This is a genomic window from Aquabacterium sp., from assembly GCF_036273115.1.
Taxonomy (GTDB): domain Bacteria; phylum Pseudomonadota; class Gammaproteobacteria; order Burkholderiales; family Burkholderiaceae_C; genus Aquabacterium.
In genome coordinates this window covers 118,372-144,353 of record NZ_DASUIN010000022.1, presented here as the reverse complement: position 1 = coordinate 144,353, position 25,982 = coordinate 118,372, and the positions used below count along the sequence as shown (strand labels likewise).

Sequence of the window (25,982 nt, the reverse complement as noted above, 5' to 3'; positions counted from 1 at the left end):
TTCGCATTTACGAATGCAAGGGTGGCGCGCGTTGAAGCGTCGCCATGTCTTGGCGCGTCGAGCGGCTGGCTGGCGGGGTCAGCGCCCAGCGGCGTCCTCGCGCAGGTCTTCACGTTGCTGACGCTGCCAGATCTTCAGGCGCGAATCCATGGCCGATAACTCAATGGTGTCGGCTCCGCTGGGGTGGGTGAAGCGCTTGTGTGCGCCCAGCACGCGGTCGATCGCACCAGGCAGATCGCCTCGGGCGGCGCTGGCCTCCGCTTCTGCTCGCACTGCACGAATGGGCTCGTTCAGGTGTTGCCACAACTGGCTCAAGGCACCCCAGGCGGCGCTGTCGTAGGGGTGGTCGCTCAGATGGGTTTGCAAGTCAGATGCAGCCTGTCGCATGGCGGCGTCCTGCTCCGGTCCTGGCACGGTCAGCGCCAGGTGGGCTGCCAGCATCATCTCGGGTCGGGGCTGGATTCGCTTCGGGTTGCGATACAGCGCGTTGAGGTCTTCGCGTGCCTGTTGGCCTTGGCGGGCTTGCAGATGCAATTCAATTTCGGCCAATGTCAGCAATCGGGTGACTTCCGTGGCCTGCGGCCCGGGCAACTGGGGCACGAGCCTGCGCGCCAGGTTGAGGCTGTTCTGGGCGTGATCGAGGTCGCGCAATTGTTGCGAGGCCACGGCCGCCATGTAATGCAAGGTGACGGCTTCCAAGGCTGGGGTGCGAGGCGTCACCGCGGGGGAAGTCAATGTGGCAATGAAGCTGCTGCGTGGGTCCATCAGCACGCGGGCGCGGGCGGCCATCAGCATGTGGCGGGCGACCACCGGCCGACTGGCGTCGCCCATCACGGCTTTGCCATTCCACGCCTGCGGACCCAGGCGCGCACGGGCGTCGCCGATCCGTTCGGTGGTCAAAGGGTGGGTGCGCAAATAAGGGTAGCTGCCGTCGTCATTGAGACGAGATGCGGTTTGCAGGTGCTCGAACATCTGGGCCATGCCCGAGGGTTCGAAGCCGCCCGATGTCAGCACGCCGAAGCCCACGCGGTCGGCTTCGCGCTCCATGTCGCGCGAGAAGTTCAGTTGGCCCTGCATGCTGGCCGCTTGACCGCCCATGATCACGGCTTGCGCGGCCTGAGGACTGCGCGAGGCCGCCATCACACCCAGAATGATCGAGGCCAGGCTCACCCAGCTTTGGCGTGACTGCACGCCGATCGTGCGGGCAATGTGTCGCTGGGTGACGTGCGAGAGTTCGTGCGCCAGCACCGAGGCCAACTCATCCGGAGAGCTGGTCATGGCCAGCAAACCCAGGTGCACGCCAATGTAGCCCCCGGGCAGCGCAAAGGCGTTGATGGTGCGGTCCTGAACCAGGAAAGGGCGCCAGGCGTACACGCTGTCGAGGTCTTGCGTGATCTCGCCGCGTTGCCGCGCGCTGGCCAGCAAGGTTTGCCAGACCTGTTCGATGTACTCCAGCACCAGCGGATCGTCGATGACCGAGGGGTCCGGCCAGATGGAGCGCATGATGCGATCACCGAGGCGCCGCTCGGCTGCTGGCGAGAGGTCCTGGCTCGCGGTGTCACCCAGTTCGGGTAAAACGGGTGGAAGGGTGTCTCCAGCTTGAGCGTAGCCTTCCCGGCTGTCGGGGCTGACTTGCGGCGCTTGAGCTTGCAGGCTGGGACCTGCGCAGATCAGTGCACAGGCTACCGCCCATTGGATCGGGGTCAAACCTTGACGCAAAAAACGAGACAAATGCATGGGCTGAGGAATCTGGGCCGGACCTCGCAGTATGCTGCGATCCTGACTCGGTTGGACCGGGGACACGCCCTGACGTTCGCCCTCAAGGTCCATCTTTACATCCAGACACCAACATGAGCGAACTCACCCACTTCGATGCCCAAGGCCAGGCTCACATGGTCGACGTTTCAGCCAAGCCTGCGACCACCCGTGTGGCCGTGGCTCAGGGGCGCATCGTCATGAAGCCGGAAACCTTTGCCATCGTGGCCCAGGGCCGGGCCGGCAAAGGCGATGTGCTGGGTGTGGCGCGCATTGCGGCCATTCAGGGCGCAAAGCGGACCTCAGACCTGATTCCCTTGTGCCATCCCCTGGCTCTGTCGAAGGTGGCGGTCGAGTTCGATCTGGACGAACCCTCCAGCAGTGTGACCTGTCGTGCCACGGTGCACACAGTGGGCCCTACCGGGGTTGAGATGGAAGCGCTCACGGCTGTGCAGGTGGGCTTGCTCACGGTCTATGACATGTGCAAGGCCGCCGACAAGGGCATGGTGATCACCGATGTCGCTCTGCTGGAAAAGCAAGGCGGCAAGAGCGGTCACTGGGTGCGCGAAGCCAACTGATCGGGCAGCACCTCGCGCCAGTGGTAGGTGCGTTGTGGTGGCTGGCACTGGAAGGGCTGCGAGTCAGCGGCCCCTTTCGTGCAAGGGCTCAGGAAGCCCGTTTCCATCGGGTTGTGAAACTCCTTGAGCCGGGCCACGACGTAGCGCGCCTTGTCGGTTTCGCCTGCGGCATTCAGCGAGCGAGCATAGGCAATCATCAGTCGTGCGTCGACCAAGTTGTGCAGTGTTCGGCCAAAGGCGTGCGGCGGTAGCGGCGCTTCGTCTTCATCGGGTACGGTCACGTTGGCGTAGTCGGCCTGATAGCCGAACCAAGGCATTTTCTGGCCAAAAGCGATGCGCTCATCCAAGGGGCCAGCGCCGGGGCGAGGCGCGTAAATGTTGGCTGCAGCCTGGTAATCCAGTGCACACCATACGGCGCCGGCCATGGTCAATGCACCCGCCAGGCTGATGCCCCAAGGCGCACGGGCATCTGCAACGGGCGCCGGCTCATGCACTGGTGTCGCGATGTTCCCTTGGGGCACAAGCGCGGCGGGGCGGGCGCGACTGGCCAACCCCATGCCCCAGGCAAAGGCCGTGGGCAACAGGAAATAGCTGTACCACAGCGGGTACTCCAGCAGGCTGTGCAGCAAGGCAGTGCTCACGATCACGCCACAAGCGCCGGCCGGCGTGATGGCATCACCGCGTTGGCGCCACACCAGGCACAGCCAGGCAGCCAGGCTCAGCAAGACCAGGGCTGCGGCCGTGGGCAGGCCGAATTCCACGGCCCATTGCAGAACCAGATTGTGGGTGTGGTCAAAGAAGGCCACTGGGCGGGTGGGGAAGGGCGTGAAGGTCCAGGCCAGATTGAATTCGCCATAGCCCACGCCGCTCCACGGGTGCTGCTGGATCAGTGTCAGCACATTGGCCCAGATCTTGAAGCGCGAACTCGAGATATCACTCTTGTCGTGCAGGCGCGTTTCAGCCGCGAAGTTCACGTTCTGGTCCAGGTGAGCCAGCATCCACATGCCCCCCCAGAACACGCCATAAACGAGAGGCGCACCCATCAAGGCGGCGCGCATGGGTTTGGGGAGGCGTTGATCCAGCAAGCCCCACGCAGCCAGGAACAGCATGGCCAGCATGCCCGTGCGCGAGGCGGTCAGCACAATGCCCCAGATGAACAGAGCCATCAGGGCCACCGCCCACAATGACGGCAAGCGCTTGCGTGCGCCTAGCCAGATCGCCGAGGCCGATGCCCAGACCAACAAAGTGCTGAGGTGATTCGGCTGCCGCAAATTGCCCACGGCACGGCCCGCCATCGTGGGCTCGGCAATCAGCATGCCGTCAGTCCATTGCGGGTGAAAGGCCTGAATCAGACCGAGGATCATGCTCAGCACGCCGGCGGTGCACATCGCGGCGGCAAACAAGTCAAACACCACATCACGTTGCCAGGTCAGGCCGCTGCGCCACCCGGTCAGGCAGACCAGGGCCGAGACGGCGCACATGCCCGAGCCCATCATCGACAATCCCAAAGGCAAAGAACCCCAGGCCCAGGCCCCCAGTGCCAGAGCCACCTGGATGGCACCCATCAGCAAGAGCCCGGCCATGGCCTGGTCCGTGCCGTGCTGCAGTCTGAATCCGCGCGATTGAGCCCCTGTGGCGCGATTGAGCAGCCACACCCACAAACCCCAGCCGCACACGGCCAGAACCTGGTTGTAGAACGTGATCGACGGGGGATCATGGGCCGCAATCAAGGTTGGGGCCACAACGGCCAGCAAGGCGCCAGCCAACAACCCCATCGGCAGACTGGGGGCGGTGCGGGATTCGATAGCGTTGCTCAGGGTCATGTCGACATTGTCAGGCCTTCTGTGTCGCCTTACGGCACACTGTGTGGCTCACCCAACCGTTCCCCCACTCGATGACCCCTGTGCCCTCCCATTCCTCCCCTGCGCCGGCTGGCGTGCAGGTGCGAGAAAAACTGCTGCTGTGGAGCCTGGCGGCCATCAACTTCACGCACATCGTGGACTTCATGATCATGATGCCGCTGGGACCCGAATTGACGCGGTTGTTCGCCATCTCCGATGCCCAGTTCGGCCTCCTCGTGTCCGCTTATTCGCTGGCAGCCGGGGCTTCGGGCATGCTGGCGTCGACCGTCATCGATCGCTTCGAGCGCAAGCGTGCCCTGCTGTTTCTGTACGCCGGCTTCACGCTGGCCACGCTGTGTTGCGGGCTTGCGCCCGGGTATGCCACCTTGATGGGAGCCCGTGTCGCTGCCGGTGTGTTCGGGGGCGTGCTGGGCGCTCTGGTGCAGACCATCGTGGGGGATGCCATTCCCTTCGAGCGGCGCGGGCAGGCCATGGGCGTGGTCATGTCGGCGTTTTCGCTCTCGACGGTGGCGGGCGTCCCGCTGTCATTGTGGTTGGCCTCCAAGGGAGGTTGGCATGTGCCGTTTCTGGCCATTGCCGCGGCTTCGGTCGGAATCGGGCTGATGGCGGCGCGCTCGGTGCCGGTGTTGTCGCAACATCTGGGCCAGTCCGTACGCAGATCGGCGTGGCAAGGGTTGATGCAGGTTTTTTCCGAGCCCAACCACTGGCGGGCCTTTGCCTTGTCATGCTTGATGATGGCCGGCAGCTTCACCATCATCCCCTACATCACGATCTACACCACCGCCAATGTCGGGTTGAAGGCGGATCAGGTGCCGCTGATCTATCTGGCCGGTGGGGTGGCCACCCTGTTCACAGCGCGCCTGTGGGGGTGGTTGAGCGATCGCTGGGGCAAGGTCGCGACTTTCCGTCTGGTCAGCGCGCTGGCCGTACTGCCCATGCTGGCCCTCACGCAATTGCCGCCGGTGTCGCTGTGGGTTGTGCTGATCGTCACCACGGCGTTTTTTGTGTTTGTTTCCGGTCGCATGGTGCCGGGGATGGCGCTGCTGACCGCTGCGCCGCAGGCCTCGATGCGCGGCGCCTTCATGAGTGCGAATGGCGCCTTGCAATCGATCACCATGGGCGTGTCGGCATGGATTGGCGGGCTGTTGATTTCTCGCTCGCCTCAGGGGCTTGTGCAGGGCTACGAGCACTGCGGTTGGCTGGCCGCATTCACCACCGTGCTGCTGCTGTGGTGGGTTGGCCAGGTGCGTCTGCACGCGAGTCAGTCGGCGCCGTCGGGGCGAAATGAACCCCGAACTTGACGTGCGGCAACAGTTTACGGGGTTTGTTCACGCAGATGTGTTTCTCCATGCAAACACCGATGTCACACCCTTGTCATCTTCAAAACTCCCGGGCAAACTGGTCTTCCGGTTGACGCTTTTGAACCGGCGGTAAACCGGGTTGTCTCTAACCTTTCTCCTGCTCTCGAAAGGAGGCAGTATGAATTTGACGATCAGTGGCCATCATCTCGAAGTGACCCCTTCGCTGCGTGAGTACGTACTCACAAAGTTGGACCGTGTGACCCGTCATTTCGACCAAGTTGTGGACGTCAATGTCCTGCTTACGGTCGAAAAGCAAAAGGAAAAGGACCGCCGCCAGAAGGCTGAAGTGAACTTGCACGTCAAGGGCAAGGATATTTTTGTAGAAACCTCTCACGAAGACCTCTACGCCGCCATTGATCAACTGATGGACAAGCTGGATCGCCAGGTTTGTCGCCACAAGGACCGGGTGCAGAACCACCACCATGCCTCCCACAAGCGCCATGCCGACCAGGCATTCGACGCGTTTCAATGATTTTTCCCTCACTGACTTGTATGCCTGACTTCATCAACCGAACACGCTTGGTCTGAGTTGAGTGCAGGTCGCCTGCGCAGCAAGGCACCAAGTTGACGGCCCTTCGGGGCCGTTTTTCATTTTTTGCGCCGCAGGTTGGGGCATAGAGTCAGACCATCCGATGCCCGAGGGGCGCGTCGGGTCGATTTCAGGGCATACGCCACTTGCTGCGGTGCAGCAAACCGGGCAGAATCCCTCAAACCGGTGGGAATTGGATGTGCCAGTCGTTACATCCGGTTTCTATAATCCGCCCCTCGTCCGTCCCGGGAGCGGGGGTCAAGGTGGCAACGCCGTCGCCCTTGCTTGTATCAAGATGAATCGTCTCTCAGCCATCCTTCCTGCCAGCCAAGTGCTGGTAGACGTGGACGCCAGTAGTAAAAAGCGCGTCTTCGAGCACGCGGGTTTGCTGTTTGAGAACCAGCACTCGATTGCCCGAGCGACGGTGACAGACAACCTCTTTGCGCGCGAGCGTCTGGGCTCGACCGGGTTGGGCCATGGCGTGGCCATTCCTCATGGTCGCATCAAAGGTCTGAAGAACCCTCTGGCGGCCGTGGTCCGCCTGACTCACCCCATTCCGTTTGATGCCCCCGATGACGAGCCCGTCAGCTTGCTGATCTTCCTGCTCGTGCCTGAGGCCGCCACACAGCGGCACCTGGAAATCCTGTCTGAAATCGCCGAGTTGCTTTCAGACCGCGAGTTGCGTGAACGCCTCAAAACCGAGCCCGATGCCGCGCAGGTTCATGCCCTGATCGAACGCTGGCAGCCTTTGAAGTCGGTCGCCTGAGTCTGTATGGCCCGGCTTGAGGCATCATTGCTGATCTGACGTCGACCAAGCAGCCCCATTCGTGAGTGCCAAAGACCTAGCCATCATCAGCGCTGAAGCGCTTTTTGAAGCCAACCGAGGCGCCTTGCGCTGGGAATGGATCGCCGGTCACGCCCACCCGGAGCGCCGCTTCGACGAAGAGGCCGTCCAGATGGCGCAGTCCGCCGCCGATCTGGTGGGTTACCTGAATTACATCCACCCCTACCGCGTCCAGATCGTGGGGCGCCGGGAAACGGCTTACTTTGCGGGCTCCAGCCCCGAAGATCAGGAACGCCGCATTCAGCGCATCGTCACCCTTGAGCCACCCGTGGTGGTCGTGGCCGATGCGCAAACGCCGTCTGACAAGCTGGTGGCCATGTGCGGCCGAGCAGGTATTCCCTTGTTCGTGACCGAAGAGCCCGCAGGCCACGTCATCGACGTGCTGCGCAGCTATCTGACCCAGCATTTTGCTGAGCGACTCACCCGACACGGTGTGTTCATGGACATCCTCGGCTTGGGGGTCTTGCTCACTGGCGAGTCGGGCCTCGGCAAGAGCGAACTGGGCCTGGAATTGATTTCCCGTGGACATGGCCTGGTGGCCGACGACGCGGTCGATCTCTATCGCGTGTCACGCACCGCCATTGAAGGCCGTTGCCCCGACCTGCTGCTCAACCTGCTTGAGGTGCGCGGCATTGGTCTGCTCGACATCAAGGCCATCTTTGGTGAAACGGCCGTGCGTCGCAAGATGCGCCTGAAGCTCATCGTGCACCTGGTTCGCAAGGAAACGATGGAGCGTGAATTCGAGCGTCTGCCCTACGAGCCTCTGTACGAAGAGATCCTGGGTGTGCCCATTCGCAAAGCGGTCATTGCCGTGGACGCCGGCCGCAACTTGGCCGTGCTGGTCGAAGCCGCTGTGCGCAACACGGTGCTGCAACTGCGCGGCATTGACACCTACAAGGAATTCATCGAGCGCCATCAGCGCGCGATGGAGCGAGGCGGTTAATTTGCGTGGTTAACCCAGCAACTGGCGGTTGTGAGGGTGGTTGAGCTTGCCGCTGCAGTCGTCTTTGTTGCACACCACATACAAAGACAGTGCGTGGTCGTGCAGCTTGTAGCCTCGTTCGGCTGCAATTTCCTGCTGGCGGCGCTCAATTTCCGGGTCGTAAAACTCTTCCACCCGGCCACACACCACGCAGACCAGATGGTCGTGGTGCTTGCCTTCGTTCAGTTCGAACACCGCCTTGCCGGCTTCGAAGTGGTGGCGTGACAGGATGCCCGCCTGTTCGAACTGCATCAGCACCCGATAAACGGTGGCCAGGCCAATGTCGGACCCTTCGGCCAGCAAGACCTTGAACACGTCTTCGGCCGTCATGTGACGTTGCTCGGACGCACGCTGAAAAACTTCCAGGATTTTGATGCGGGGCAGCGTGGCCTTGAGCCCGCTGCTTTTCAGTTCTTCTGCGTTGGTCATGGGGAAAGCTCCGAGGTGCGGCGCCATGGCAAGCGCGCCGCTAGAATGGGCAATCATATCGATTTGGACGCCACTTGGGCAAAGTGGGGTCATCTTGCTTGCCATGACATTGAACCTCATTCGCCGCGCCCTGCCGGCGTGGGCCCCTGCGATCCTGATGCTGGCTGGTTGCAGCAGCACCAGCCAGGTCTCGCTGACCAAGCCCGAAACCCTGTTTGGCCTGCTCGAACCCTACCGGGTCGACGTGGTGCAGGGCAATGTGGTCACGCAGGAATTCATCTCTCAGATTCAACCGGGCTTTGGGCGCATGCAGGTGCGCGAAATTCTGGGCACCCCCATGCTGACCGACGTGTTCCACAACGACCGCTGGGACTATGTCTTCACCATTCGTCGACAAGGCGTGCCAGATCAGAAGCGACGCGTCACCGTGTACTTCAAGAACGATGCCGTGGAGCGCTTCGAATCGGAAACCCTGCCGCTTGAGCGCGAGTTTGTGGCCTCTATCGACAAGCCTCGTGATGTGCCGCCTGCGGCGCCCAACCTGAGCGCCGAGCAGATTGCGGCCTTGCCCGTGCCCGCCAAGAACGACACCGCGGCGCCCAAAGTCCCGCTGGGGGCTGCCCGAACCTATCCCTCCCTGGATTCGACCTCGCGTTGAACCCCCAGGCCCGAACTGCGACATCCCATCCTTTCAAGCATGACTTCTACCGCTTCTGCCAACGCACACCGCATTGCCATCGCTGGCGCCTCTGGCCGTATGGGCCGCATGTTGATTGAAGCCGTTCAGAACGCCGATGATGCCGTTCTGGCGGGTGCCCTCGACATCGCCGGCAGCCCCGCCTTGGGTTCCGATGCGGCGGCCTTCCTGGGTCAGACCTCTGGCGTGAACATCACCTCCGACCTGCGCGAGGGCTTGAAGAATGCCAAGTACCTGATCGACTTCACCCGCCCCGAGGGCACGATTGCCCACCTGCGTGTGTGTCGCGAGCTGGGTGTGAACCTGATCATTGGCACCACGGGCTTCACCGATGAGCAGAAGGCCGAAATCAAAGACGCTGCGCGCGACATCGCCATCGTCATGGCGCCCAATATGAGCGTGGGGGTCAACGTGGTGCTGAAGTTGCTGGCGCAGGCTGCCAAGGCCCTGAAAGAAGGCTATGACATCGAAATCATCGAAGCGCACCATCGCCACAAGGTCGATGCCCCCAGTGGCACCGCTTTGAAGATGGGCGAAGTGGTGGCCGAAGCCATTGGCCGTGACCTCAAGGCCTGTGCGGTGTATGGCCGCGAAGGCGTGACCGGCGAGCGTGACCCCAGCACCATTGGCTTTGCCACCGTACGGGGCGGAGACATCGTGGGCGACCACACCGTGCTGTTTGCCGGCATTGGTGAACGCATCGAAATCACCCACAAGTCGTCCAGCCGTGCCACCTATGCCCAAGGTAGCCTGCGTGCCGTGCGCTTCCTGGCGCACCAGCCTCACGGCCTGTTCGGCATGGACGACGTACTGGGGATGGCATGAACGGCTTGACGCACCTGTGGGAACAAGGCGATGCCGTCGGCAAGGCGGTGGCCCTCATGCTGCTGCTGATGTCCATCAGCGCCTGGGTGGTCATCTTCTGGAAAGGCTGGCTGCTGACCCGCGCGCGTCGAGACCTGGTCAAAGGGGCGCAAGCCTTCTGGGACTCGAGTGACCTGGCTGCGGGCCGTCAGGCCTTGCAAGGACTGGATCGCGAGGCGGTGCTGCTGCCCCTGGTTGATTCCGTCAGCACGCCCTCGGGGGCAGGCACCCTGGCAGCGCGGTCTGATCGCGAAGCCCAATTGACCCGTCGCTTGCGCGACAGCCTGCACGATGTGCTGGAGCGTTTGCAGGCCGGGCAGGTGCTGCTGGCCTCGGTTGGCGCCGTGTCGCCCTTTGTGGGCCTGTTTGGCACCGTGTGGGGCATCTATCACGCCATGATCAGCATCAGCACCGAAGGCTCGGTCAGCCTCGACAAGGTGGCCGGCCCGGTGGGCGAGGCTTTGATCATGACCGCAGCCGGTTTGGCCGTGGCCATTCCTGCGGTGCTGGCCTACAACATCTTCGGCAAATTCGTCTCGGCCTGCGAGGCCGACCTCGAAGGGTTTGCGCACGATCTGCGCGAAACCTTGCTGAGCGAAAAGGAGTAAGTCGGCATGGCCTTCGGACGACTGGAGCGACCCCAGGGCACCCAGCCCATGAGTGAAATCAACATGACGCCGCTGATTGACGTCATGCTGGTGTTGCTGGTCATCTTCATGCTTACCGCCCCCTTGATGACCTCCAGCCTCAAGCTGGACCTGCCCAAGGCCGATGCCCCACCGCCGCCCGCCAACAAGCAGCCGCCCATTCTCACCATCGTGCTGACCGCCAATGGCGAAATGCACCTGGACGACAAGTCGGTCAAGCCCGAAGACCTGGTCAAACAGGCGCAGGACCAGGCCAAGAAGCACCCCGATACCGAAGTGCAGTTGCGCGCAGACCAGTCGGTGTCATACGGGCGTGTGGCCGATCTGATCGGGCTGTTGCAAAAGGCCGGGCTCAACCGCATCGCCTTTGTGACCGACCCCGGCGCAGCGGATGCGACCGAGCCGGCCAAGCCCTGATCGCGGCTGAACTCATCTCCCTCTTCACCCTCCGCTTCGCTCATCCAGCCCCGTTGGGGCCTGGCTGGCTGAACGGGCTCCTGCGGTGTCGGGTGAGCACGACAAGTCTCGGCACAAGGTGGTGATCGCCACCCGTGCGGCGCTTCCGACGCGCACAATGAGGTCATGTAGATTGCTGACAGGAATCGCATGGCTGCCCCTCAGTTCCCCACGCAACGCTTCAGTGAGGCTCAGGCCGCGCTGGATTACGTCACCCAGCTCTACGATGCGCAGATCGCCCACCTGCGGCAGGCACTGCAACGCTTTGTTGCGGGCGAGCAATTAAGCGATCACGTGCGGGCACGCTACCCCTTTGTGCGCGTACACACCGACACCGTGCGTATGGCCGACTCGCGACTGTCTTATGGTTTCGTTGCCGGCCCAGGGACTTACGAAACCACACTGACTCGTCCCGATCTGTTCGCCGACTATTACCGCGAGCAATTTGCCTTGCTGTTGGCCAACCACGGGGTGGATCTGGAAGTGGGGCTGGGGGCGGACCCCATTCCGGTGCACTTCAGTCTGGACGAGCACCAGCACCTAGAGGGCAGCATGCCGGCCGATCGGCGCCTGCTGCTGCGCGATCAATTCGATTTGCCCGATCTGGGGGCCATGGACGATGGCATTGCCAATGGCACGCATGAGGTGCCGCCGGGGCAGGCCGGGCCTTTGTCTCTGTTCACTGCGCCTCGGGTTGATTACTCCCTGCATCGGCTGCGGCATTACACCGCTACGTCACCCGCGCACTTCCAGAACTTCGTGCTGTTCACGAACTACCAGTTCTACATCGATGAGTTCGTGCGCTATGGGCATGAGCTGATGCGTCGGGCGCCGGATCCGGCCAATCCGCAAGACGACGATGACTGCATTGCCTTCGTCGAGCCGGGGAATGTGATCACGCGGCGCGTGGGTCAGTCGGTCGAGCCAGGCGATGCCTTGGGGGCGGTGCCGCCGCGCTTGCCCCAGATGCCGGCGTATCACTTGCTGCGCAAGGATCACAGCGGCATCACCATGGTCAACATTGGGGTGGGGCCGGCTAACGCGAAAACCATCACCGATCACATTGCGGTCTTGCGACCTCATGCCTGGATCATGCTGGGGCACTGCGCCGGTCTGCGCAACTCGCAGCAGTTGGGCGACTACGTGCTGGCCCACGGCTACGTTCGGGAAGACCACGTGCTCGATGAAGACCTGCCCCTGTGGGTGCCGATTCCACCTTTGGCGGAAATTCAGCTGGCATTGGAGGGGGCGGTGGCCGATGTGACGCAACTGCGCGGCTACGAGCTCAAACGCATCATGCGCACGGGCACGGTGGCGTCTACCGACAATCGCAATTGGGAACTGCTACCTCAGCGAACCCCGGAGCGGCGTTTCAGTCAGAGCCGCGCGGTGGCCTTGGACATGGAAAGCGCCACGATTGCCGCCAACGGCTTCCGCTTCCGGGTGCCGTATGGCACCTTGCTGTGCGTGAGCGACAAGCCGCTGCATGGGGAGTTGAAGCTACCGGGCATGGCCAATCAGTTTTACCGCGAACGGGTGGATCAGCACTTGCGCATCGGTTTGCGCGCCATTGAGCGCTTGCGAGCCAACCGGGCGGGGCAACTGCACAGCCGTAAGCTGCGCAGCTTCGCCGAGGTGGCTTTTCAGTGAGAGGTCAGGGCAGTTGAAGGGTCAACTGCTCGGGCTGGGACTCAGGCGGCCAGCGGTGCGGGGGCGGCAGTGGCGCTTTGAACGGGCGCAACCTCACGGCGGATTTGCTCGCCGGCCAGATTTTCTGCCACTTTCAGATCGTAGGCGGTTTGCAGGTCCATCCAGTACTGCGGGGTGGTGCCGAAAAAGCGGGCCAGACGCAGGGCGGAGTCGGGGCTGATGCCGCGGCGCTCACGCACGATGTCGTTGACGCGGGGGGCAGGTACATGCAGGCGAATGGCCAAGCCACTGGCAGACAGACCGTGCTGCTCCATGAATTGGGAGCGCAGGATCGCTCCTGGGTGGACGGCTTGATTGTTGCTCATTGCGAAATTTCTACCTAAGGGTTTTTCATAGATACTGGCGCGAATCGTATGTGGTTTGCCGAGATATGATTGTCAAAAATTTGACAATCAGACGGGAAGAGACTCCGTCATTTAGGTGGGTTTGCACCGATTGTCGACAAAGTTGTCGTTCCGGTAAACGTTAATCGAATTCATGAAGAGGCGGTTTGATTCTTCCCCGCTGGCGTTGTTGCCGGCTCTGCAATCTCATCTGTGGTTTGCCAGCTGTCCGCCTGAGTTGCAGCAGGCGCTGGTTGAGCGCGGCCGAATTCGACACCTGAAAGCCGGGGAGTCGCTGTTCGCCCGGGGTGATGTGCACGATGGGCTCTACTGCGTGATTGCCGGGGCGCTCATGCTGGGATCGATCAGCCCTCGGGACGGTGCTCACCGCCTGAATCTGTATGTCGAGCCCTACCATTGGTTCGGCGAGGTGGCTTTGCTAGACGATTTGCCGCGTTCGCAAGATGCGGTGGCCGGAACCGACTGTTCGGTGCTGGTGGTATCGCGTGCCTTGATCGAGCCGTGGTTGAACGACCACCCGCTGTACTGGCGCGACCTGGCCCGGCTGGCGTGCAGCAAGATGCGGCTGATGCTCACGGCCTTGGAAGACAACGCCACCTTGCCCATCGATACGCAATTGGCCCGACGCCTGCTGTTTTCCGTCACCAACTTCGGGCAGGCCACTGCCGATACGGTTCGCCGCCGTGTGCGGGTGCCTCAGGAATACTTGGCCAAGATGCTGGGCGTGTCGCGTCAGACCATCAACAAGGCCTTGCGTATGCTGGAAAACGAAGGCGTGCTGGCCTTGCATTACGCCGAAATCGAAATCGTCGATCTGGCTGCGTTGGCCAAGCGCGCGGGGCCGGTGGACCCCGGTCTGATCCAAGGTGTATCGGACTTGACCGAGGCCCGCCTCTCATCACTGAATCAGTGAGGCCAGTTTGTTGGTCAACAAAGTGTTGACGTAGCTCCCGCCTGGATAGGCGGCAGGGTTGCGCACGTTGTTGATCATGTCAAACGCCCACTGGCTGCTCAGGTCGCGCAGGTAGGCGGTGTTGTCTGCTTTGGGCGGGGCTTGCAGGCAGGCCGAATAGCCAATGAAGTTGGTGTTGTTGCCCTCCGAGTCCACGTGCGTGGAGGCATTGGTCAATTGCAGCCCGACAAATCCATCGCGGCCGTTGGACACCGCAAAGCTGCGTACCTGCTTGAGTGCGCCGTATGCATTGTTGAAGCTGTTGCAGATGCCGCCGTTGGAGGTCACCGCATAGATGGGGCGTTGGCCGTTTTGTGAAATGGCCATCAGGTTGTCCGTGAAGCCTTCTGCGGCAACCGGATCGAACAAGACCGCGCCAGCAAGGCGGGCCGGGGCGATCTGCTGGAGTTTCCAACCCACACGCGAGGCAAAGTGTCCGCCAGCTGAATGGCCCCCCACCGCGATCTTGAACGGCATCACGCGGCCGTCTGGTGTGGTGATGGGGCCGTTCACCAGGGCATTGGCCAAGGCTTCAGCCAGGCTGGGGTTGCCGCCGCTCATGTTGGCGTTCACGCACAGCACCATCAGGCCATTGGCCATGATGCGTTTGCTGGTGTCACGCAGGTTGCCGCACCCGCGCGAGAAGCCATGCTGTACCGTCACCAAGCCGCTCGCGTTAGCGTTTGGCAAATACCAGTCCACGCTGTAGCTGGTTCCCGCAATCGTCAGTTGACTGTTGATGACTGACCCGGTGTTGTCTTTGGAGACGATGGTGTCAGCGTGTGCGCCAGCACTGCATAGCAACAGTGTGGCCCAGACCAGGGCGGAGAGCTTGTTGGGGTGCATCGCTTGTATCCTTTTTCCTGTTGATGAGTCTTTGTGTTTGACACGATCAGCGTCGTGTCACTCATCAAGCTAAGAGGCGAGTTGGATTGGTGCACTGACTGCACAGTACCAAGCGATTGACTGAAAAAGCCAAGCGAAAAAAATGGCTGACACGCGGTCAGCCATCGATTGGGGTTAGCGCGAGAAATCAGCGTTTATACGGCCCCACCTGTGCGGGGCTTGATTTGTGCTGCAGCGGCCTTTGCCAAGTCGCGAGCCCTGTTTTCATCGGCATCCCAGGCCACAGCGACACCCATGCGACGCTTGACGTAGCACTCGGGTTTGCCGAACAAGCGGACGTCAACTTGAGGGTGGTTCATGGCTTGCGCCACACCTTCGAAGACGACGTCTTTGGCATCCATGCCGCCATAGATGACGGCGGATGCACCAGGGCTGCGCAGTGCGGCATGCACTGGCAGTCCCAGGATGGCTCGGGCATGCAGTTCAAACTCGCTTTGGTATTGGGTGGCCAGCGTGACCAGACCGGTATCGTGAGGGCGAGGGCTGACCTCGCTGAACCACACCTGGTCGCCCTTCACGAACAGCTCGACCCCGAAAATGCCTTGTCCGCCGAGGTTGTCGGTCACGGCCTTGGCGATCTCGCGGGCCCGAGTCAGGGCCACAGGGTTCATGCGGTGGGGCTGCCAGCTTTCCACGTAGTCACCATCCACCTGGATGTGACCAATGGGGTCGCAGAAATGCGTCACGATCTGCCCGGCCTGTTCGCCTTGGCCGGCTGCCCGCACCGTGAGTTGGGTGATTTCATAGTCGAAGTCGATGAAGCCCTCCACGATCACGCGGCCTTGGCTGACACGTCCAGCGGCCATGGCGTAGTCCCATGCCGGGGCCACGTCTGCGGGCGAGCTGATCTTGCTTTGTCCCTTGCCAGAGGAGCTCATCAAGGGTTTGACCATGCAGGGGTAGCCAATGTGGGTGTCGATGGCCGCCTGCAATTCGGCCAGCGAATCACAGAAACGATAGGGGCTAGTGGGCAGGCCCAGGGTTTCGGCGGCCAGGCGGCGAATGCCTTCGCGGTCCATCGTCAGGCGGGCGGCCCGCGCGGTGGGGATCACGCGCACCACGCCTTCGGCTTCCAGTTCTTCCAGCACCGAGGTGGCAATCGCCTCGATTTCGGGCACGACCAGATCGGGCTTCTCTCGCAAGATCAACTCCCGCAGTTGCTGCGGGTCATTCATGGCAATGGTGTGGCTGTGGTGAGCCACTTGTTGCCCTGGAGCATGGTCGTAGCGGTCTACCGCAATGGTTTCCACGCCCAACCTTTGCAGGGCAATGAGCACCTCCTTGCCCAGTTCGCCCGAGCCAAGCAGCATGACTCGAACGGCAGAAGGCGACAGAGGGGTACCGAGTGTGCAGATTTGGGGCGCTTGGGTCATGGATGGCCGTGCTGTGGGTGGGTTGAAGTCGCCATTTTCACGGATGATTGGCGCAAGATGCACGCATGCACAAGCCGTGCCGGAGCCCGATCATGACATCACCCGAATCCACGCCATTGGGCGGCAGCCCTGCCCGCCGCATTGGCATCCTGGCGGCCATGCCCGAAGAGCTGCAAACCTTTCTGGACGCCATGCCCGATGAGCACCAGGTCGAGCTGGCCAGTCGCACCTTCTGGGTAGGCCATTGGCACGGCCAGGTCGTCATCGCGGCCTTGTCGGGTATCGGCAAGGTGGCGGCGGCGGTGACCACGTCCTTGCTCGTCAATCGCTTTCATGCGGGCGAGGTGTGGTTCACCGGGGTGGCCGGCGGCGTGGGCGACCAAGTGCGCGTGGGCGATGTGGTGGTGGCCGACGAACTCGTTCAGCACGACATGGATGCGCGCCCCTTGTTTCCACGGTTCGAGGTGCCCGGCAAGGGCGTGTCGGTCATGCGGGCCACGTCCACGCTGTCTGATCTGGCTGTCGCGTCAGCCACGGAGGTGCTGGCCACGGTGGCCCACCATGGGCAAGCCGGAGCCGGTGTCTTGTCTCGGGCGGATCTGGACGACCTGGGCATTGGCCTGCCGGTTGTGCACCGCGGGCTGATTGCCAGTGGCGACCAGTTCATTGGCTCTGCGCAGGCCAGTGCCGCCATTCGCGATGCCCTTCCCGCTACGCTGGCAGTGGAAATGGAAGGGGCTGCCGTGGCACAGGTGTGCCACGACTATGGCGTGCCCTTCACCATCATCCGCTCCATTTCCGATCGGGCCGACGACGCGGCGCACGTGGATTTTCAGCGCTTCATTGGCGCCGTGGCCAGCCCGCTGTCGCATGCGGTGGTCGATGCCATGTTGCGGCGTTTGCAACAGGCGGGCTGAGGCTCGCATCGCGTTCCAGGCGCCTGAGGCGCTGCTGTTCGCGAATCATCTGGTCTACCTTGTAGCGAGCCAGTGGCCAAGGCCCAAAGCCAGATTCGACATTGATGTGCCCCACCGCGCCGAGGTTGCGAAAGCGTGCGCCCCACAGTGAGGCCCACTGTTGCGCTCGCTCCAGCGGCATCCAGGGGTCGTTCTCGCTGCCAATCAGGATCGAAGGGATGCCCAGGCTTTCCTGGGGCAGTCGGTGCACAACGTCGAACTTCACGGGATCAGCCGGGGCCACAAACAGCGCTGACCCGATCTGATGGGGTTGTTCGGTGGCGCGTTGCTGATCAAGGTAGCGAGCCAGCGCCAGGCAGCCGAAGCTGTGGGCTACGGCCACCCATTGGGTGTGGCGGCCTGTTTGCTGAATGGTCTCGCCAATGCGGTCAGCCCAGGCATCGAGATCTGCGGTATGCCAGCATGCCTGGTTCACGCGGCGCGAGCCACGGTATTGCGATTGCAGCCACGATTGCCAGTGGCCTTCTTCGCTGTTGTGCAGGCCAGGAATGATCAACACACGGGTCGACAGTTGATTCAGTTGGGGGATCAGGGGGATGATGCTGGGATGCATGGTGGCGGCTCCATCTGAATGGGTCAAAGTGCTGTGATGCTCATGGAGGGCTCGTCAACGCGACGTCATTTTTTGGTGTAGATCTTGTCGAAGACCCCGCCGTCGGCAAAGTGAGTTTTCTGTGCCTGAGTCCAGCCACCAAACACCTCATCAATCTTGAACAGCTTGATCGGGGGGAACTGCTTGGCATACTTGGCTGCAGCCTTCGCATCGGTGGGGCGATAGAAGTTCTTGCCGGCAATGTCCTGGCCTTCGGCCGAGTACAGATAGTCGAGATAAGCCTGTGCCACAGCACGGGTGCCCTTCTTGTCAACGTTCTTGTCGACGATCGCTACAGGCGGTTCGGCGTAGATGCTGGTGGAGGGGTAGACGATGTCGAACTTGCCAGAGCCGAATTCTTTGATGGCCAGATGGGCTTCGTTTTCCCAGGTCAACAGCACGTCACCCTGACCGCGTTCAGCGAAGGTCACGGTTGAGCCGCGCGCGCCCGAATCCAGCACAGGCACGTTGGCCAGTAGGCGACTCACAAACTCTTTGGCCTTGGCTTCTGATTTGGTGCGCTGTTGTTCATAGCCCCACGCAGCCAGGTAGTTCCAGCGTGCGCCACCCGAGGTTTTCGGGTTGGGGGTGATGACCCCAACGCCAGGTTTGATCAAGTCGCTCCAGTCTTTCAGGTCTTTGGGGTTGCCCTTGCGGACCAGGAAGACGATGGTCGAGGTGTAAGGGGCGCTGTTGCCCTTGAGCTTCCTTTGCCAATCAGCTGCCAGTAGGTTCTTGTCCGCGATGGCATCAATGTCATAGGCCAGCGCCAGGGTGACCACATCGGCTTCCAGCCCGTCGATCACCGAGCGAGCTTGCTTGCCTGAGCCCCCGTGGGAGGTGCGGATGGTGAGGTCATCCCCGGTCTTGGCTTTCCAGTACTTGCTGAACGCTGCGTTGTATTCCTGATAGAGCTCGCGGGTGGGGTCGTAAGACACGTTGAGCAGAGCGATGGATTTGGCCTGAGCAAAGTGGGGGGCGAGCAGCGCGGCGGCAGTCAGGACAAGGGCGAAGCGGCGAGGGAGGTTTGACATGGATGGGCTCTCTTTGTGTGTGAAGTGAGCTCATCGTAGAAAGTGAGGGGAAAGATCGGAACGAATAAAACTGCAGTTGCATGCTCGATTTTTGAGTTCAAGCCAAAGCGCAGCGGTCACGCTCATAATGAACGTTGATGATCAAGGAGTCGAGCATGGCCAACCGCATCAAGCACCACGAATCGGAAGAGGATGGCGATAGCGAGGTGATCCAGTTCAAGGGACTGATCCGCTACGAGCGGCAGGTGCCTGTGCGCCAGGTGTCGTACTACATTTGCGGCGAGTTGAAAGAGCCCGAGTACTACACCGAGCTGTTCTTCACGCTGCGATCAGCGTCTGAAACCGACTTGATCTACTTGCACTTGAATTCGCCAGGAGGCGACTTCAATACAGGGCTTCAAATCATCAACAACATGGCAGCGTCGCCAGCGCGTGTCGTGACGATTGTGGAAGCGAGGGCCTATTCCATGGCTGCCTTGATCTTCCTCAGCGGCGATGAAATGTATGTGCATGACAACTGTCAGCTCATGTTCCACACCTACTCAGGCGTGTTTGCTGGCAAGGGCAATGAACAAGAGGCCGAAGTTGCTGCGGTGGGTAAATGGTTTGGCAAGGTCATGCAGCGCATCTGCACCCCATTCCTGTCCGATGCTGAAATTGCTCGCATCCTGATGGGGGGCGACTTCTGGATCGATTCGGATGAAATCCGTCGTCGCTTGAAGCGCTTGGCACTTGCGCAGGCGCAGGTTGTGGCGAAGAAGGCTGCAGCCAAGAAGTCGAGTTCGAAGAAGTAGAGCGGCGATGCGCCCAGGTGGCCGAGCTTATGCGTGAGTTGTATCAACACCTGCGTAATTCGGGCTTGGCAGTTGGTTCGGGCTTCGGTAGGCTGTCACCTCCTTGAGCATCAGAGGTGATTCATGAGCCGAGACAACTGGAAATTCGAGACCTTGTCGGTGCACGCTGGCTACAGCCCCGACCCCACCACCAAAGCGGTGGCCGTGCCCATCTATCAAACGGCAGCCTATGCCTTCGACAGCGCCCAGCATGGTGCCGATCTGTTCGACTTGAAGGTGCCGGGCAACATTTACACCCGCATCATGAACCCCACCACCGATGTGCTGGAGCAGCGTGTGGCGGCGCTGGAAGGCGGCATTGGTGCGCTGGCCCTTGCATCGGGCCAGGCAGCGGTGACCTATGCCATTCAGACCATTGCCGAGGCGGGTGACAACATCGTGTCGTCGACTGCTTTGTACGGGGGCACCTACAACCTGTTTGCGCACACGCTGCCGCAGTTTGGCATCACCACCAAGTTTGCTGATCACCGCGATCCTGACAGCTTTGACAAGCTGATCGACGATCGCACCAAAGCCGTGTTTGTGGAGTCGCTGGGCAATCCGTCGGGCAACATCACCGACATCGCCCGTATTGCCGAGATCGCTCACCGCCATGGCGTGCCGCTGATTGTGGACAACACGGTGCCATCGCCGTACCTGAGTCGCCCCATCGAGCACGGGGCCGACATCGTCGTGCACTCGTTGACCAAGTACCTGGGCGGGCATGGCACCACCCTGGGTGGCGCGATTGTCGATTCGGGCAAGTTCCCCTGGGCGCAACACAAGCAACGCTTCAAGCGCCTGAACGAGCCCGATGTGAGCTACCACGGCGTGGTCTACACCGAAGCCTTGGGCCCAGCAGCCTACATTGGCCGTGCGCGTGTGGTGCCTCTGCGTAACACCGGCGCAGCGCTCTCGCCTTTCAATGCCTTCCTCATTTTGCAGGGCATTGAAACCTTGAGCTTGCGCATGGACCGCATCAGCGAAAACACGCTCAAGATCGCCCAGTACCTGCAAAAGCACCCCCGTGTGAAGTGGGTGAACTACGCTGGCCTGGAAGACCATCCGGAGAACCCGCTGGTCAAGAAGTACCTCTCAGGCAAAGCGTCAGGCTTGCTGACCTTCGGCGTGCCCGGTGGTCGTGAGGGCGGGGCACGTTTCCTCGATGGGCTGCAGTTGTTCACGCGCCTGGTCAATATTGGCGATGTGCGTTCGCTGGCCACCCATCCGGCGTCCACCACCCACCGTCAGCTCTCGCCCGAAGAGCTGGCCAAGACCGGTGTGGCCGAAGACACCGTTCGTTTGTCGATTGGCATTGAGCACATCGATGACTTGCTGGCTGACCTGGAGCAGGCCTTGGCCCAAGCCTGATCGGGCAGCGTTGGTGCGTCACGTCCAGGGGCCCTGCGGGGCCCCTTTGCATTGGCGTCTTCCGGGGGGGGGCGAGGAGGTGGCTGAATATGCGCGATGCGCATAAGCCGATGCAAAAGCCGCGCTTTACCGGATGGGTGGGTCTCCCTAACATTCGCGGACCGCATCAAAAGTGGAGTTCTCATGCGAAATTCATTGAAGCCCCTCCTGACCCGTCGTGCCTTGGGTTTGGCTGCCGCCCTGATGGCCGTGCTGCCCCTGGCGCAGGCTCAAACGACGCTGCTCAATGTGAGCTACGACGTCACGCGTGAGTTCTATAAGGAATACAACCCGGCTTTCGCCAAGTACTGGCAGCGCACCACCAAGGAAAGCGTGGTCGTCAACCAGTCGCATGGCGGCTCCAGCAAGCAGGCCAACAGCGTGATCGAGGGCCTGGCGGCTGACGTGATCACCATGAATCAGGCCAGCGACATCGACATCCTGGCCACCCGTGGCAAGCTCATTCCCACCGACTGGGCCAAGCGCCTGCCCGACAACAGCTCGCCCAACAGTTCGGTCACCGTGCTGCTGGTGCGCAAGGGCAACCCCAAGAAGATTGCGGACTGGGTGGACTTGGCCCGCCCAGGGGTGTCGGTCATCATCCCCAACCCCAAGACCTCGGGTAACGGCCGCTACACCTATCTGGCCGCCTATGGTGCGGTGATCAAACGCGGAGGCGGCGAGTCCAACGCCCGTGCTCTGGTGCGTGGCATCTTTGCCAATGTGCCCGTGCTGGATGGCGGCGGCCGTGCCGCCACCACCACCTTCGCGCAGCGTCAGATTGGCGATGTGCTGGCCACCTTCGAAAGCGAAGTGCCTTTGATCAAGGGCGAGTTCGGTGGCGACTTCGATGTGGTCTACCCCAACATCACCGTGTTGGCTGAAAACCCCGTCAGCGTGGTCGACAAGGTCGTCGACAAGAAGGGCACCCGCAAGCAAGCCGAGGCCTATTTGAAATACCTGTGGTCTGACGAAGGCCAGACCATTGCGGCGCGCCATCATCTGCGTCCGCGCTCGGCCAAGGTGCTGCAGCAGTTCGCCAAGGACTTCCCTCCCGTCAAGACCTTCACCGTACAAGAGGTATTTGGCGGCTGGGACCGGGTGCAGAAAGAGCACTTTGCTGATGGCGGCATCTACGACCAGATCTTCGCGGGGCGTCGCTGATGTTGTTCTCTCGTCTGCTGCTGCGGCGGCGCTCGGTGCTGCCGGGGTTTGACATGGCCTTGGGGTTGACCTTGTTCTACCTCTGCCTGATTGTGTTGATTCCCCTGGGTGCGGCCTTTCTGCGCACCACCGCCTTGACCTGGCCTGAGTTTGTTGACGTGGTCACCTCGCCGCGCGTGGTGGCCTCTTACAAGCTCACCTTCGGTTCGTCAATTCTGGCTGCGCTGGTCAATGCCGTCTTTGGCCTGTTGGTGGCCTGGGTGCTGGTGCGTTACCCGTTCCCGGGGCGTCGCCTGGTTGACGCTCTGGTGGACTTGCCCTTTGCCCTGCCCACGGCGGTGGCCGGCATCACCCTGACGGGCTTGTATTCTGGCAATGGCTGGATCGGGCAATGGCTTGAGCCGCTGGGGCTGAAGGTGGCGTTCACGCCCGTGGGGGTGTTTGTGGCCATGACCTTCATTGGTTTGCCTTTCGTGGTGCGCACCGTGCAGCCCATTCTGGAAGACCTGGCTTCGGAACTGGAAGAGGCCTCGGCCACGCTGGGAGCAAACCGCTGGCAAACCTTCAGCCGTGTCATCCTGCCTATTCTGACCCCGGCTTTGCTGACCGGCTTTGCGCTGGCGTTTGCTCGGGCTTTGGGTGAATACGGTTCCATCATCTTCATTGCCGGCAACATGCCGATGATCTCGGAGATCACGCCGCTGCTCATCATCACCAAGCTGGAGCAGTACGACTACGCGGGCGCCACCGCCATTGCCGTGGTCATGCTGGTGATGTCCTTCATCCTGCTGCTGGCCATCAACGGCTTGCAAGCCTGGTCTCGCAAGCGTCAAGGGCGGTAAATCATGTCGTCTATTTCTCCTCCCAACCACGGCAAGGCCACGCAGGAGCCCATCTGGGTTCGCTGGACCCTGATCACGGTGGCCTTGGCCTTCCTTTCCTTGTTCCTGTTTGTGCCGCTGGTGTCGGTGTTCGTCGAAGCCTTCAAGAAGGGGTGGGACGTCTACATCGCCTCCGTCACCGAGCCCGATGCGCTGTCGGCAGTCAAACTCACCTTGATCGCTGCGGCCATTTCGGTGCCGCTGAACCTGGTGTTTGGTGTGGCGGCGGCCTGGGCCATTGCCAAGTTCGACTTCCGCGGCAAGAGCGTGCTGCTGACCCTGATCGACTTGCCCTTCTCTGTGTCGCCCGTCATTGCCGGCTTGATCTACGTGCTGGTCTTTGGCCTGCAAGGCTGGTTTGGCGAATGGCTGCGCGACCACGATCTGAAGGTGATCTTTGCGGTGCCCGGCATTGTGTTGGCCACCATCTTCGTGACCTTCCCCTTCGTGGCGCGTGAACTGATTCCGCTGATGCAGGCTCAGGGGCAGGAGCAGGAAGAAGCCGCACGGGTGCTGGGTGCATCGGGCTGGCAAACCTTCTGGAAGGTGACCCTGCCCAATGTGAAGTGGGCCCTGCTGTATGGTGTGATCTTGTGCAATGCCCGAGCCATGGGCGAGTTCGGGGCGGTGTCGGTGGTGTCGGGCCACATTCGAGGTCAGACCAACACCTTGCCCCTGCATATCGAAATCCTCTACAACGAATACCAGTTTGCGGCCTCGTTTGCGGTGGCCTCCCTGCTGGCCGGTCTGGCCCTGGTGACCCTGGTGTTGAAATTCATCGTCGAGCGTCAGGTGCAGCGTGAGCTGGCGCAGGCCAAAGATGCTGGAGCAAGTGCATGAGTATTGAAGTCAGAAACCTCGTCAAACGCTTTGGTCAGGTCACCGTGTGTGACAACCTGAACCTCGACATTCCCTCGGGTGAACTGGTGGCCTTGCTGGGCCCCTCCGGCTCGGGCAAGACCTCGCTGCTGCGCATCATTGCGGGCCTGGAGCAGCCCGATGCGGGCACCGTGCTGTTCAATGGGGAAGACACCACTCATGTGGCCGTTCGCGATCGCAATGTGGGCTTCGTGTTCCAGCACTACGCGCTGTTCGGGCACATGACCATTTTCGAAAACGTGGCTTTTGGCTTGCGTGTGCGCCCCAAGGCCACCCGCCCTTCGGAAGCCGCCATTCGCGCCAAGGTCACTGAGTTGCTCAAGCTGGTCCAGCTCGACTGGATTGCCGACCGGTATCCGCACCAGCTGTCGGGCGGCCAACGCCAACGCATTGCCCTGGCCCGTGCTCTGGCCGTGGAGCCCAAAGTCTTGCTGCTGGACGAGCCCTTTGGTGCGCTCGATGCCAAGGTGCGCAAGGAACTGCGCCGCTGGCTGCGCCGCCTGCACGACGAAATGCACATCACCAGCGTGTTCGTGACCCACGATCAGGAAGAAGCCATGGAAGTGGCTGACCGCATTGTGGTCATGAACCAAGGCCGCATTGAACAGCAAGGCACGCCTGATGAGGTGTACGACCATCCCGCCAGCCCCTTCGTGCTGCAATTCCTGGGTGACGTGAACCTGTTCCATGGACGCGACCACGCGCCGGGCACCTCGGCGTCTGCCGAGGCATCGCAGGCCGACGTGAGCTATGTGCGCCCGCATGAAATTCAGGTGCTGGCGCATCCCGAGCCCGGTAGCCTGGCTGTGAATCTGGTTCACACCTTGACCGTGGGCCCCAACACCCGCCTGGAGTTCAAGCGTGTCGATGGCCAGGGTGAAGTCGATGTCGAGCTGCCTCGCAGCGAGTACACCGCGTTGCGCGACAGCGGCGTGCTGCAAAGTGGCGCCATGGTTCACCTCAAGCCGCGCCGCATTCGCCGGTTCATTGCGACAGCGGGAAGCGGCACCGGGCAGGCCGAATTCGTGGCTACCGATCCGGGCGCGTTGATTTGACCGAGGGGAAGGTCAGCCACAACTCTTTGCGGTTCAAGGGGGTTTCCTTGGGCAGCAGGGGGTTGTGCAGCTCAATGACCACCCGGTGTGACAAGCGTGCTTGCTCTATGAAGCGTGCGTGGTGGCTGTAGAAAAGCTGGTTGAACTTGCCGTTTGCAATCGCTCGTTCCAGGCCTGTGCTGATCGTGTCAGCCAGGCCTTTGTTGTTTTTGTTGACGAAGAAGTACACCGCCGCAGGGTAGTGCAGCACGATGTGCTGATCCACAATCAAGCCATCGGAGCGATGGCTCTCGGCTTCTTGCCAAACCTCCACCACCGATCTGGGCATGTAGTCGAAACGCTGCTTGCCCAGCATTTGAAACAGGTTGCTGTACAGCGCCGTGGTGCTGACGGGTAGCCCGTTGGCGCGCAGGATGTCGGCGTCAGGCCAGTCGCTGGCTTGCCCTGCCGTCAGGTTCGACAGCTGAGTGAGGTTGGTCACCTGCGCCAGCATGTCGCTGTGTTCGACATGAACCAAAGGTACCCGCCAGCCAATCAAGCCCTTGTAAATCGGAATACGAATGGGCAAGGCGTCGGCTTCACGCTGCGGTGTGGTCATCGTCCACATCACATCGATTTGCCCCCCGCGCTTGAGTTCGGCGAAGGTGCGGTCCTGCATCATGCGGGTGCTGGCGGGTTTCAATTCCTTTGTTGAGCCCGCCTCGTTCAGTGCAAGTTGCAGCAGCTTGACGGCGTATTCGCCGCGGCGGTCATCCGGGGCTTCAGGCTGCGGGTAAACGATGAACTCTTTGGCCCAAACGTTTGCGCATATCATGGCCAGACACACAACAAGCCGCCGCATACTTTCCTCCTGCGCCATTATGGCGTT

27 protein-coding genes are annotated in these 25,982 nt (G+C 61.5%); 18 read left to right on the top strand and 9 right to left on the bottom strand.

What is annotated here, in order from left to right:
• Nucleotides 1-78: 78 nt before the first annotated feature.
• Nucleotides 79-1,737, bottom strand: a complete 1,659-nt coding sequence (locus VFW72_RS08735) for a M48 family metalloprotease (RefSeq protein ID WP_329673902.1) — start codon at nucleotides 1,735-1,737, stop codon at nucleotides 79-81.
• A 113-nt stretch (nucleotides 1,738-1,850) separates the two neighbouring features.
• On the opposite strand from VFW72_RS08735, the gene moaC reads away from it, so the two are divergent.
• Nucleotides 1,851-2,333 carry a cyclic pyranopterin monophosphate synthase MoaC gene (gene moaC, locus VFW72_RS08730; protein ID WP_329673901.1) on the top strand — a complete coding sequence of 161 codons (483 nt, stop codon included), beginning with the start codon at nucleotides 1,851-1,853 and terminating at the stop codon, nucleotides 2,331-2,333.
• On the opposite strand, the gene VFW72_RS08725 is transcribed toward moaC, so the two are convergent.
• Nucleotides 2,309-4,156 (bottom strand): PglL family O-oligosaccharyltransferase, encoded by a 1,848-nt coding sequence (locus VFW72_RS08725; RefSeq protein ID WP_329673900.1) that lies wholly within the window; start codon nucleotides 4,154-4,156, stop codon nucleotides 2,309-2,311. The genes moaC and VFW72_RS08725 overlap by 25 nt on opposite strands.
• 80 nt (nucleotides 4,157-4,236) lie before the next feature.
• Here VFW72_RS08725 and VFW72_RS08720 point away from each other — a divergent pair, with 80 nt between their 5' ends.
• The 4 genes from VFW72_RS08720 (at nucleotide 4,237) to hprK (ending at nucleotide 7,872) form a co-directional block, all read left to right on the top strand.
• The gene (locus tag VFW72_RS08720) at nucleotides 4,237-5,496 is read left to right on the top strand and encodes an MFS transporter (RefSeq protein WP_329673899.1); all 1,260 of its coding nucleotides are present in this window, start codon (nucleotides 4,237-4,239) and stop codon (nucleotides 5,494-5,496) included.
• 178 nt (nucleotides 5,497-5,674) lie between these two features.
• On the top strand, nucleotides 5,675-6,028 hold the full coding sequence (gene hpf, locus VFW72_RS08715; RefSeq protein ID WP_329673898.1) for a ribosome hibernation-promoting factor, HPF/YfiA family: 354 nt from the start codon (nucleotides 5,675-5,677) through the stop codon (nucleotides 6,026-6,028).
• Between the two features lie 352 nt (nucleotides 6,029-6,380).
• A complete protein-coding gene (locus VFW72_RS08710; RefSeq protein ID WP_329673897.1) occupies nucleotides 6,381-6,851 on the top strand; it encodes a PTS sugar transporter subunit IIA in 471 nt (156 codons plus the stop codon).
• 61 nt (nucleotides 6,852-6,912) lie between these two features.
• Entirely contained in the window at nucleotides 6,913-7,872 is a 960-nt protein-coding gene (hprK, locus tag VFW72_RS08705) for an HPr(Ser) kinase/phosphatase (RefSeq protein ID WP_329673896.1), read from the top strand.
• Nucleotides 7,873-7,881: 9 nt separating this feature from the next.
• Here hprK and fur read toward each other — a convergent pair whose 3' ends face one another.
• Nucleotides 7,882-8,340: a ferric iron uptake transcriptional regulator gene (gene fur, locus VFW72_RS08700; RefSeq protein WP_329673895.1), complete on the bottom strand. Its 459-nt coding sequence runs from the start codon at nucleotides 8,338-8,340 to the stop codon at nucleotides 7,882-7,884.
• Between the two features lie 103 nt (nucleotides 8,341-8,443).
• Between fur and VFW72_RS08695 the strand changes: the two genes are divergently transcribed.
• The 5 genes from VFW72_RS08695 (at nucleotide 8,444) to VFW72_RS08675 (ending at nucleotide 12,654) form a co-directional block, all read left to right on the top strand.
• Nucleotides 8,444-8,998 (top strand): outer membrane protein assembly factor BamE, encoded by a 555-nt coding sequence (locus VFW72_RS08695; protein ID WP_329673894.1) that lies wholly within the window; start codon nucleotides 8,444-8,446, stop codon nucleotides 8,996-8,998.
• 39 nt (nucleotides 8,999-9,037) lie between these two features.
• Nucleotides 9,038-9,862 carry a 4-hydroxy-tetrahydrodipicolinate reductase gene (dapB, locus tag VFW72_RS08690; protein WP_329673893.1) on the top strand — a complete coding sequence of 275 codons (825 nt, stop codon included), beginning with the start codon at nucleotides 9,038-9,040 and terminating at the stop codon, nucleotides 9,860-9,862.
• Complete coding sequence (locus tag VFW72_RS08685; protein ID WP_329673892.1) at nucleotides 9,859-10,509, top strand: MotA/TolQ/ExbB proton channel family protein; 651 nt, start codon at nucleotides 9,859-9,861, stop codon at nucleotides 10,507-10,509. Before dapB ends, VFW72_RS08685 begins: the two co-directional genes overlap by 4 nt.
• A gap of 6 nt (nucleotides 10,510-10,515) precedes the next feature.
• Nucleotides 10,516-10,965 (top strand): ExbD/TolR family protein, encoded by a 450-nt coding sequence (locus tag VFW72_RS08680; RefSeq protein ID WP_329673891.1) that lies wholly within the window; start codon nucleotides 10,516-10,518, stop codon nucleotides 10,963-10,965.
• A 189-nt stretch (nucleotides 10,966-11,154) separates the two neighbouring features.
• Nucleotides 11,155-12,654: an AMP nucleosidase gene (locus VFW72_RS08675; protein WP_329673890.1), complete on the top strand. Its 1,500-nt coding sequence runs from the start codon at nucleotides 11,155-11,157 to the stop codon at nucleotides 12,652-12,654.
• Nucleotides 12,655-12,695: 41 nt separating this feature from the next.
• On the opposite strand, the gene VFW72_RS08670 is transcribed toward VFW72_RS08675, so the two are convergent.
• A complete protein-coding gene (locus VFW72_RS08670) occupies nucleotides 12,696-13,019 on the bottom strand; it encodes a HigA family addiction module antitoxin (RefSeq protein ID WP_329673889.1) in 324 nt (107 codons plus the stop codon).
• Nucleotides 13,020-13,191: 172 nt separating this feature from the next.
• Between VFW72_RS08670 and VFW72_RS08665 the strand changes: the two genes are divergently transcribed.
• Nucleotides 13,192-13,971 carry a Crp/Fnr family transcriptional regulator gene (locus VFW72_RS08665; protein ID WP_329673888.1) on the top strand — a complete coding sequence of 260 codons (780 nt, stop codon included), beginning with the start codon at nucleotides 13,192-13,194 and terminating at the stop codon, nucleotides 13,969-13,971.
• Here VFW72_RS08665 and VFW72_RS08660 read toward each other — a convergent pair.
• Complete coding sequence (locus VFW72_RS08660) at nucleotides 13,957-14,856, bottom strand: alpha/beta hydrolase (RefSeq protein ID WP_329673887.1); 900 nt, start codon at nucleotides 14,854-14,856, stop codon at nucleotides 13,957-13,959. The two genes, VFW72_RS08665 and VFW72_RS08660, sit on opposite strands and share 15 nt — an antisense overlap.
• Before the next feature lie 194 nt (nucleotides 14,857-15,050).
• Complete coding sequence (gene purT / locus VFW72_RS08655; RefSeq protein WP_329673946.1) at nucleotides 15,051-16,271, bottom strand: formate-dependent phosphoribosylglycinamide formyltransferase; 1,221 nt, start codon at nucleotides 16,269-16,271, stop codon at nucleotides 15,051-15,053.
• Nucleotides 16,272-16,381: 110 nt separating this feature from the next.
• Between purT and VFW72_RS08650 the strand changes: the two genes are divergently transcribed.
• The gene (locus VFW72_RS08650) at nucleotides 16,382-17,206 is read left to right on the top strand and encodes a 5'-methylthioadenosine/adenosylhomocysteine nucleosidase (RefSeq protein WP_329673886.1); all 825 of its coding nucleotides are present in this window, start codon (nucleotides 16,382-16,384) and stop codon (nucleotides 17,204-17,206) included.
• Here the strand turns inward: VFW72_RS08650 and VFW72_RS08645 are convergent.
• Both VFW72_RS08645 and VFW72_RS08640 read right to left on the bottom strand, forming a co-directional pair.
• Nucleotides 17,130-17,819 (bottom strand): alpha/beta hydrolase, encoded by a 690-nt coding sequence (locus VFW72_RS08645; RefSeq protein WP_329673885.1) that lies wholly within the window; start codon nucleotides 17,817-17,819, stop codon nucleotides 17,130-17,132. The genes VFW72_RS08650 and VFW72_RS08645 overlap by 77 nt on opposite strands.
• A 65-nt stretch (nucleotides 17,820-17,884) precedes the next feature.
• Complete coding sequence (locus VFW72_RS08640) at nucleotides 17,885-18,892, bottom strand: sulfate ABC transporter substrate-binding protein (RefSeq protein WP_329673884.1); 1,008 nt, start codon at nucleotides 18,890-18,892, stop codon at nucleotides 17,885-17,887.
• Between the two features lie 155 nt (nucleotides 18,893-19,047).
• Between VFW72_RS08640 and VFW72_RS08635 the strand changes: the two genes are divergently transcribed.
• From VFW72_RS08635 to VFW72_RS08610, 6 genes are all read left to right on the top strand, one after another.
• The gene (locus VFW72_RS08635; RefSeq protein WP_329673883.1) at nucleotides 19,048-19,686 is read left to right on the top strand and encodes a Clp protease ClpP; all 639 of its coding nucleotides are present in this window, start codon (nucleotides 19,048-19,050) and stop codon (nucleotides 19,684-19,686) included.
• 123 nt (nucleotides 19,687-19,809) lie between these two features.
• Nucleotides 19,810-21,096: an O-acetylhomoserine aminocarboxypropyltransferase/cysteine synthase family protein gene (locus VFW72_RS08630; protein ID WP_329673882.1), complete on the top strand. Its 1,287-nt coding sequence runs from the start codon at nucleotides 19,810-19,812 to the stop codon at nucleotides 21,094-21,096.
• 183 nt (nucleotides 21,097-21,279) lie between these two features.
• On the top strand, nucleotides 21,280-22,299 hold the full coding sequence (locus VFW72_RS08625; RefSeq protein ID WP_329673881.1) for a sulfate ABC transporter substrate-binding protein: 1,020 nt from the start codon (nucleotides 21,280-21,282) through the stop codon (nucleotides 22,297-22,299).
• On the top strand, nucleotides 22,299-23,141 hold the full coding sequence (gene cysT / locus VFW72_RS08620; protein WP_329673880.1) for a sulfate ABC transporter permease subunit CysT: 843 nt from the start codon (nucleotides 22,299-22,301) through the stop codon (nucleotides 23,139-23,141). The genes VFW72_RS08625 and cysT overlap by 1 nt, the downstream gene beginning before the upstream one ends.
• A gap of 3 nt (nucleotides 23,142-23,144) precedes the next feature.
• Entirely contained in the window at nucleotides 23,145-24,020 is an 876-nt protein-coding gene (cysW, locus tag VFW72_RS08615; protein WP_329673879.1) for a sulfate ABC transporter permease subunit CysW, read from the top strand.
• A complete protein-coding gene (locus tag VFW72_RS08610; RefSeq protein ID WP_329673878.1) occupies nucleotides 24,017-25,114 on the top strand; it encodes a sulfate ABC transporter ATP-binding protein in 1,098 nt (365 codons plus the stop codon). The genes cysW and VFW72_RS08610 overlap by 4 nt, the downstream gene beginning before the upstream one ends.
• Here VFW72_RS08610 and VFW72_RS08605 read toward each other — a convergent pair.
• Nucleotides 25,089-25,955: a hypothetical protein gene (locus VFW72_RS08605; RefSeq protein WP_329673877.1), complete on the bottom strand. Its 867-nt coding sequence runs from the start codon at nucleotides 25,953-25,955 to the stop codon at nucleotides 25,089-25,091. The genes VFW72_RS08610 and VFW72_RS08605 overlap by 26 nt on opposite strands.
• Nucleotides 25,956-25,982 lie beyond the last annotated feature (27 nt).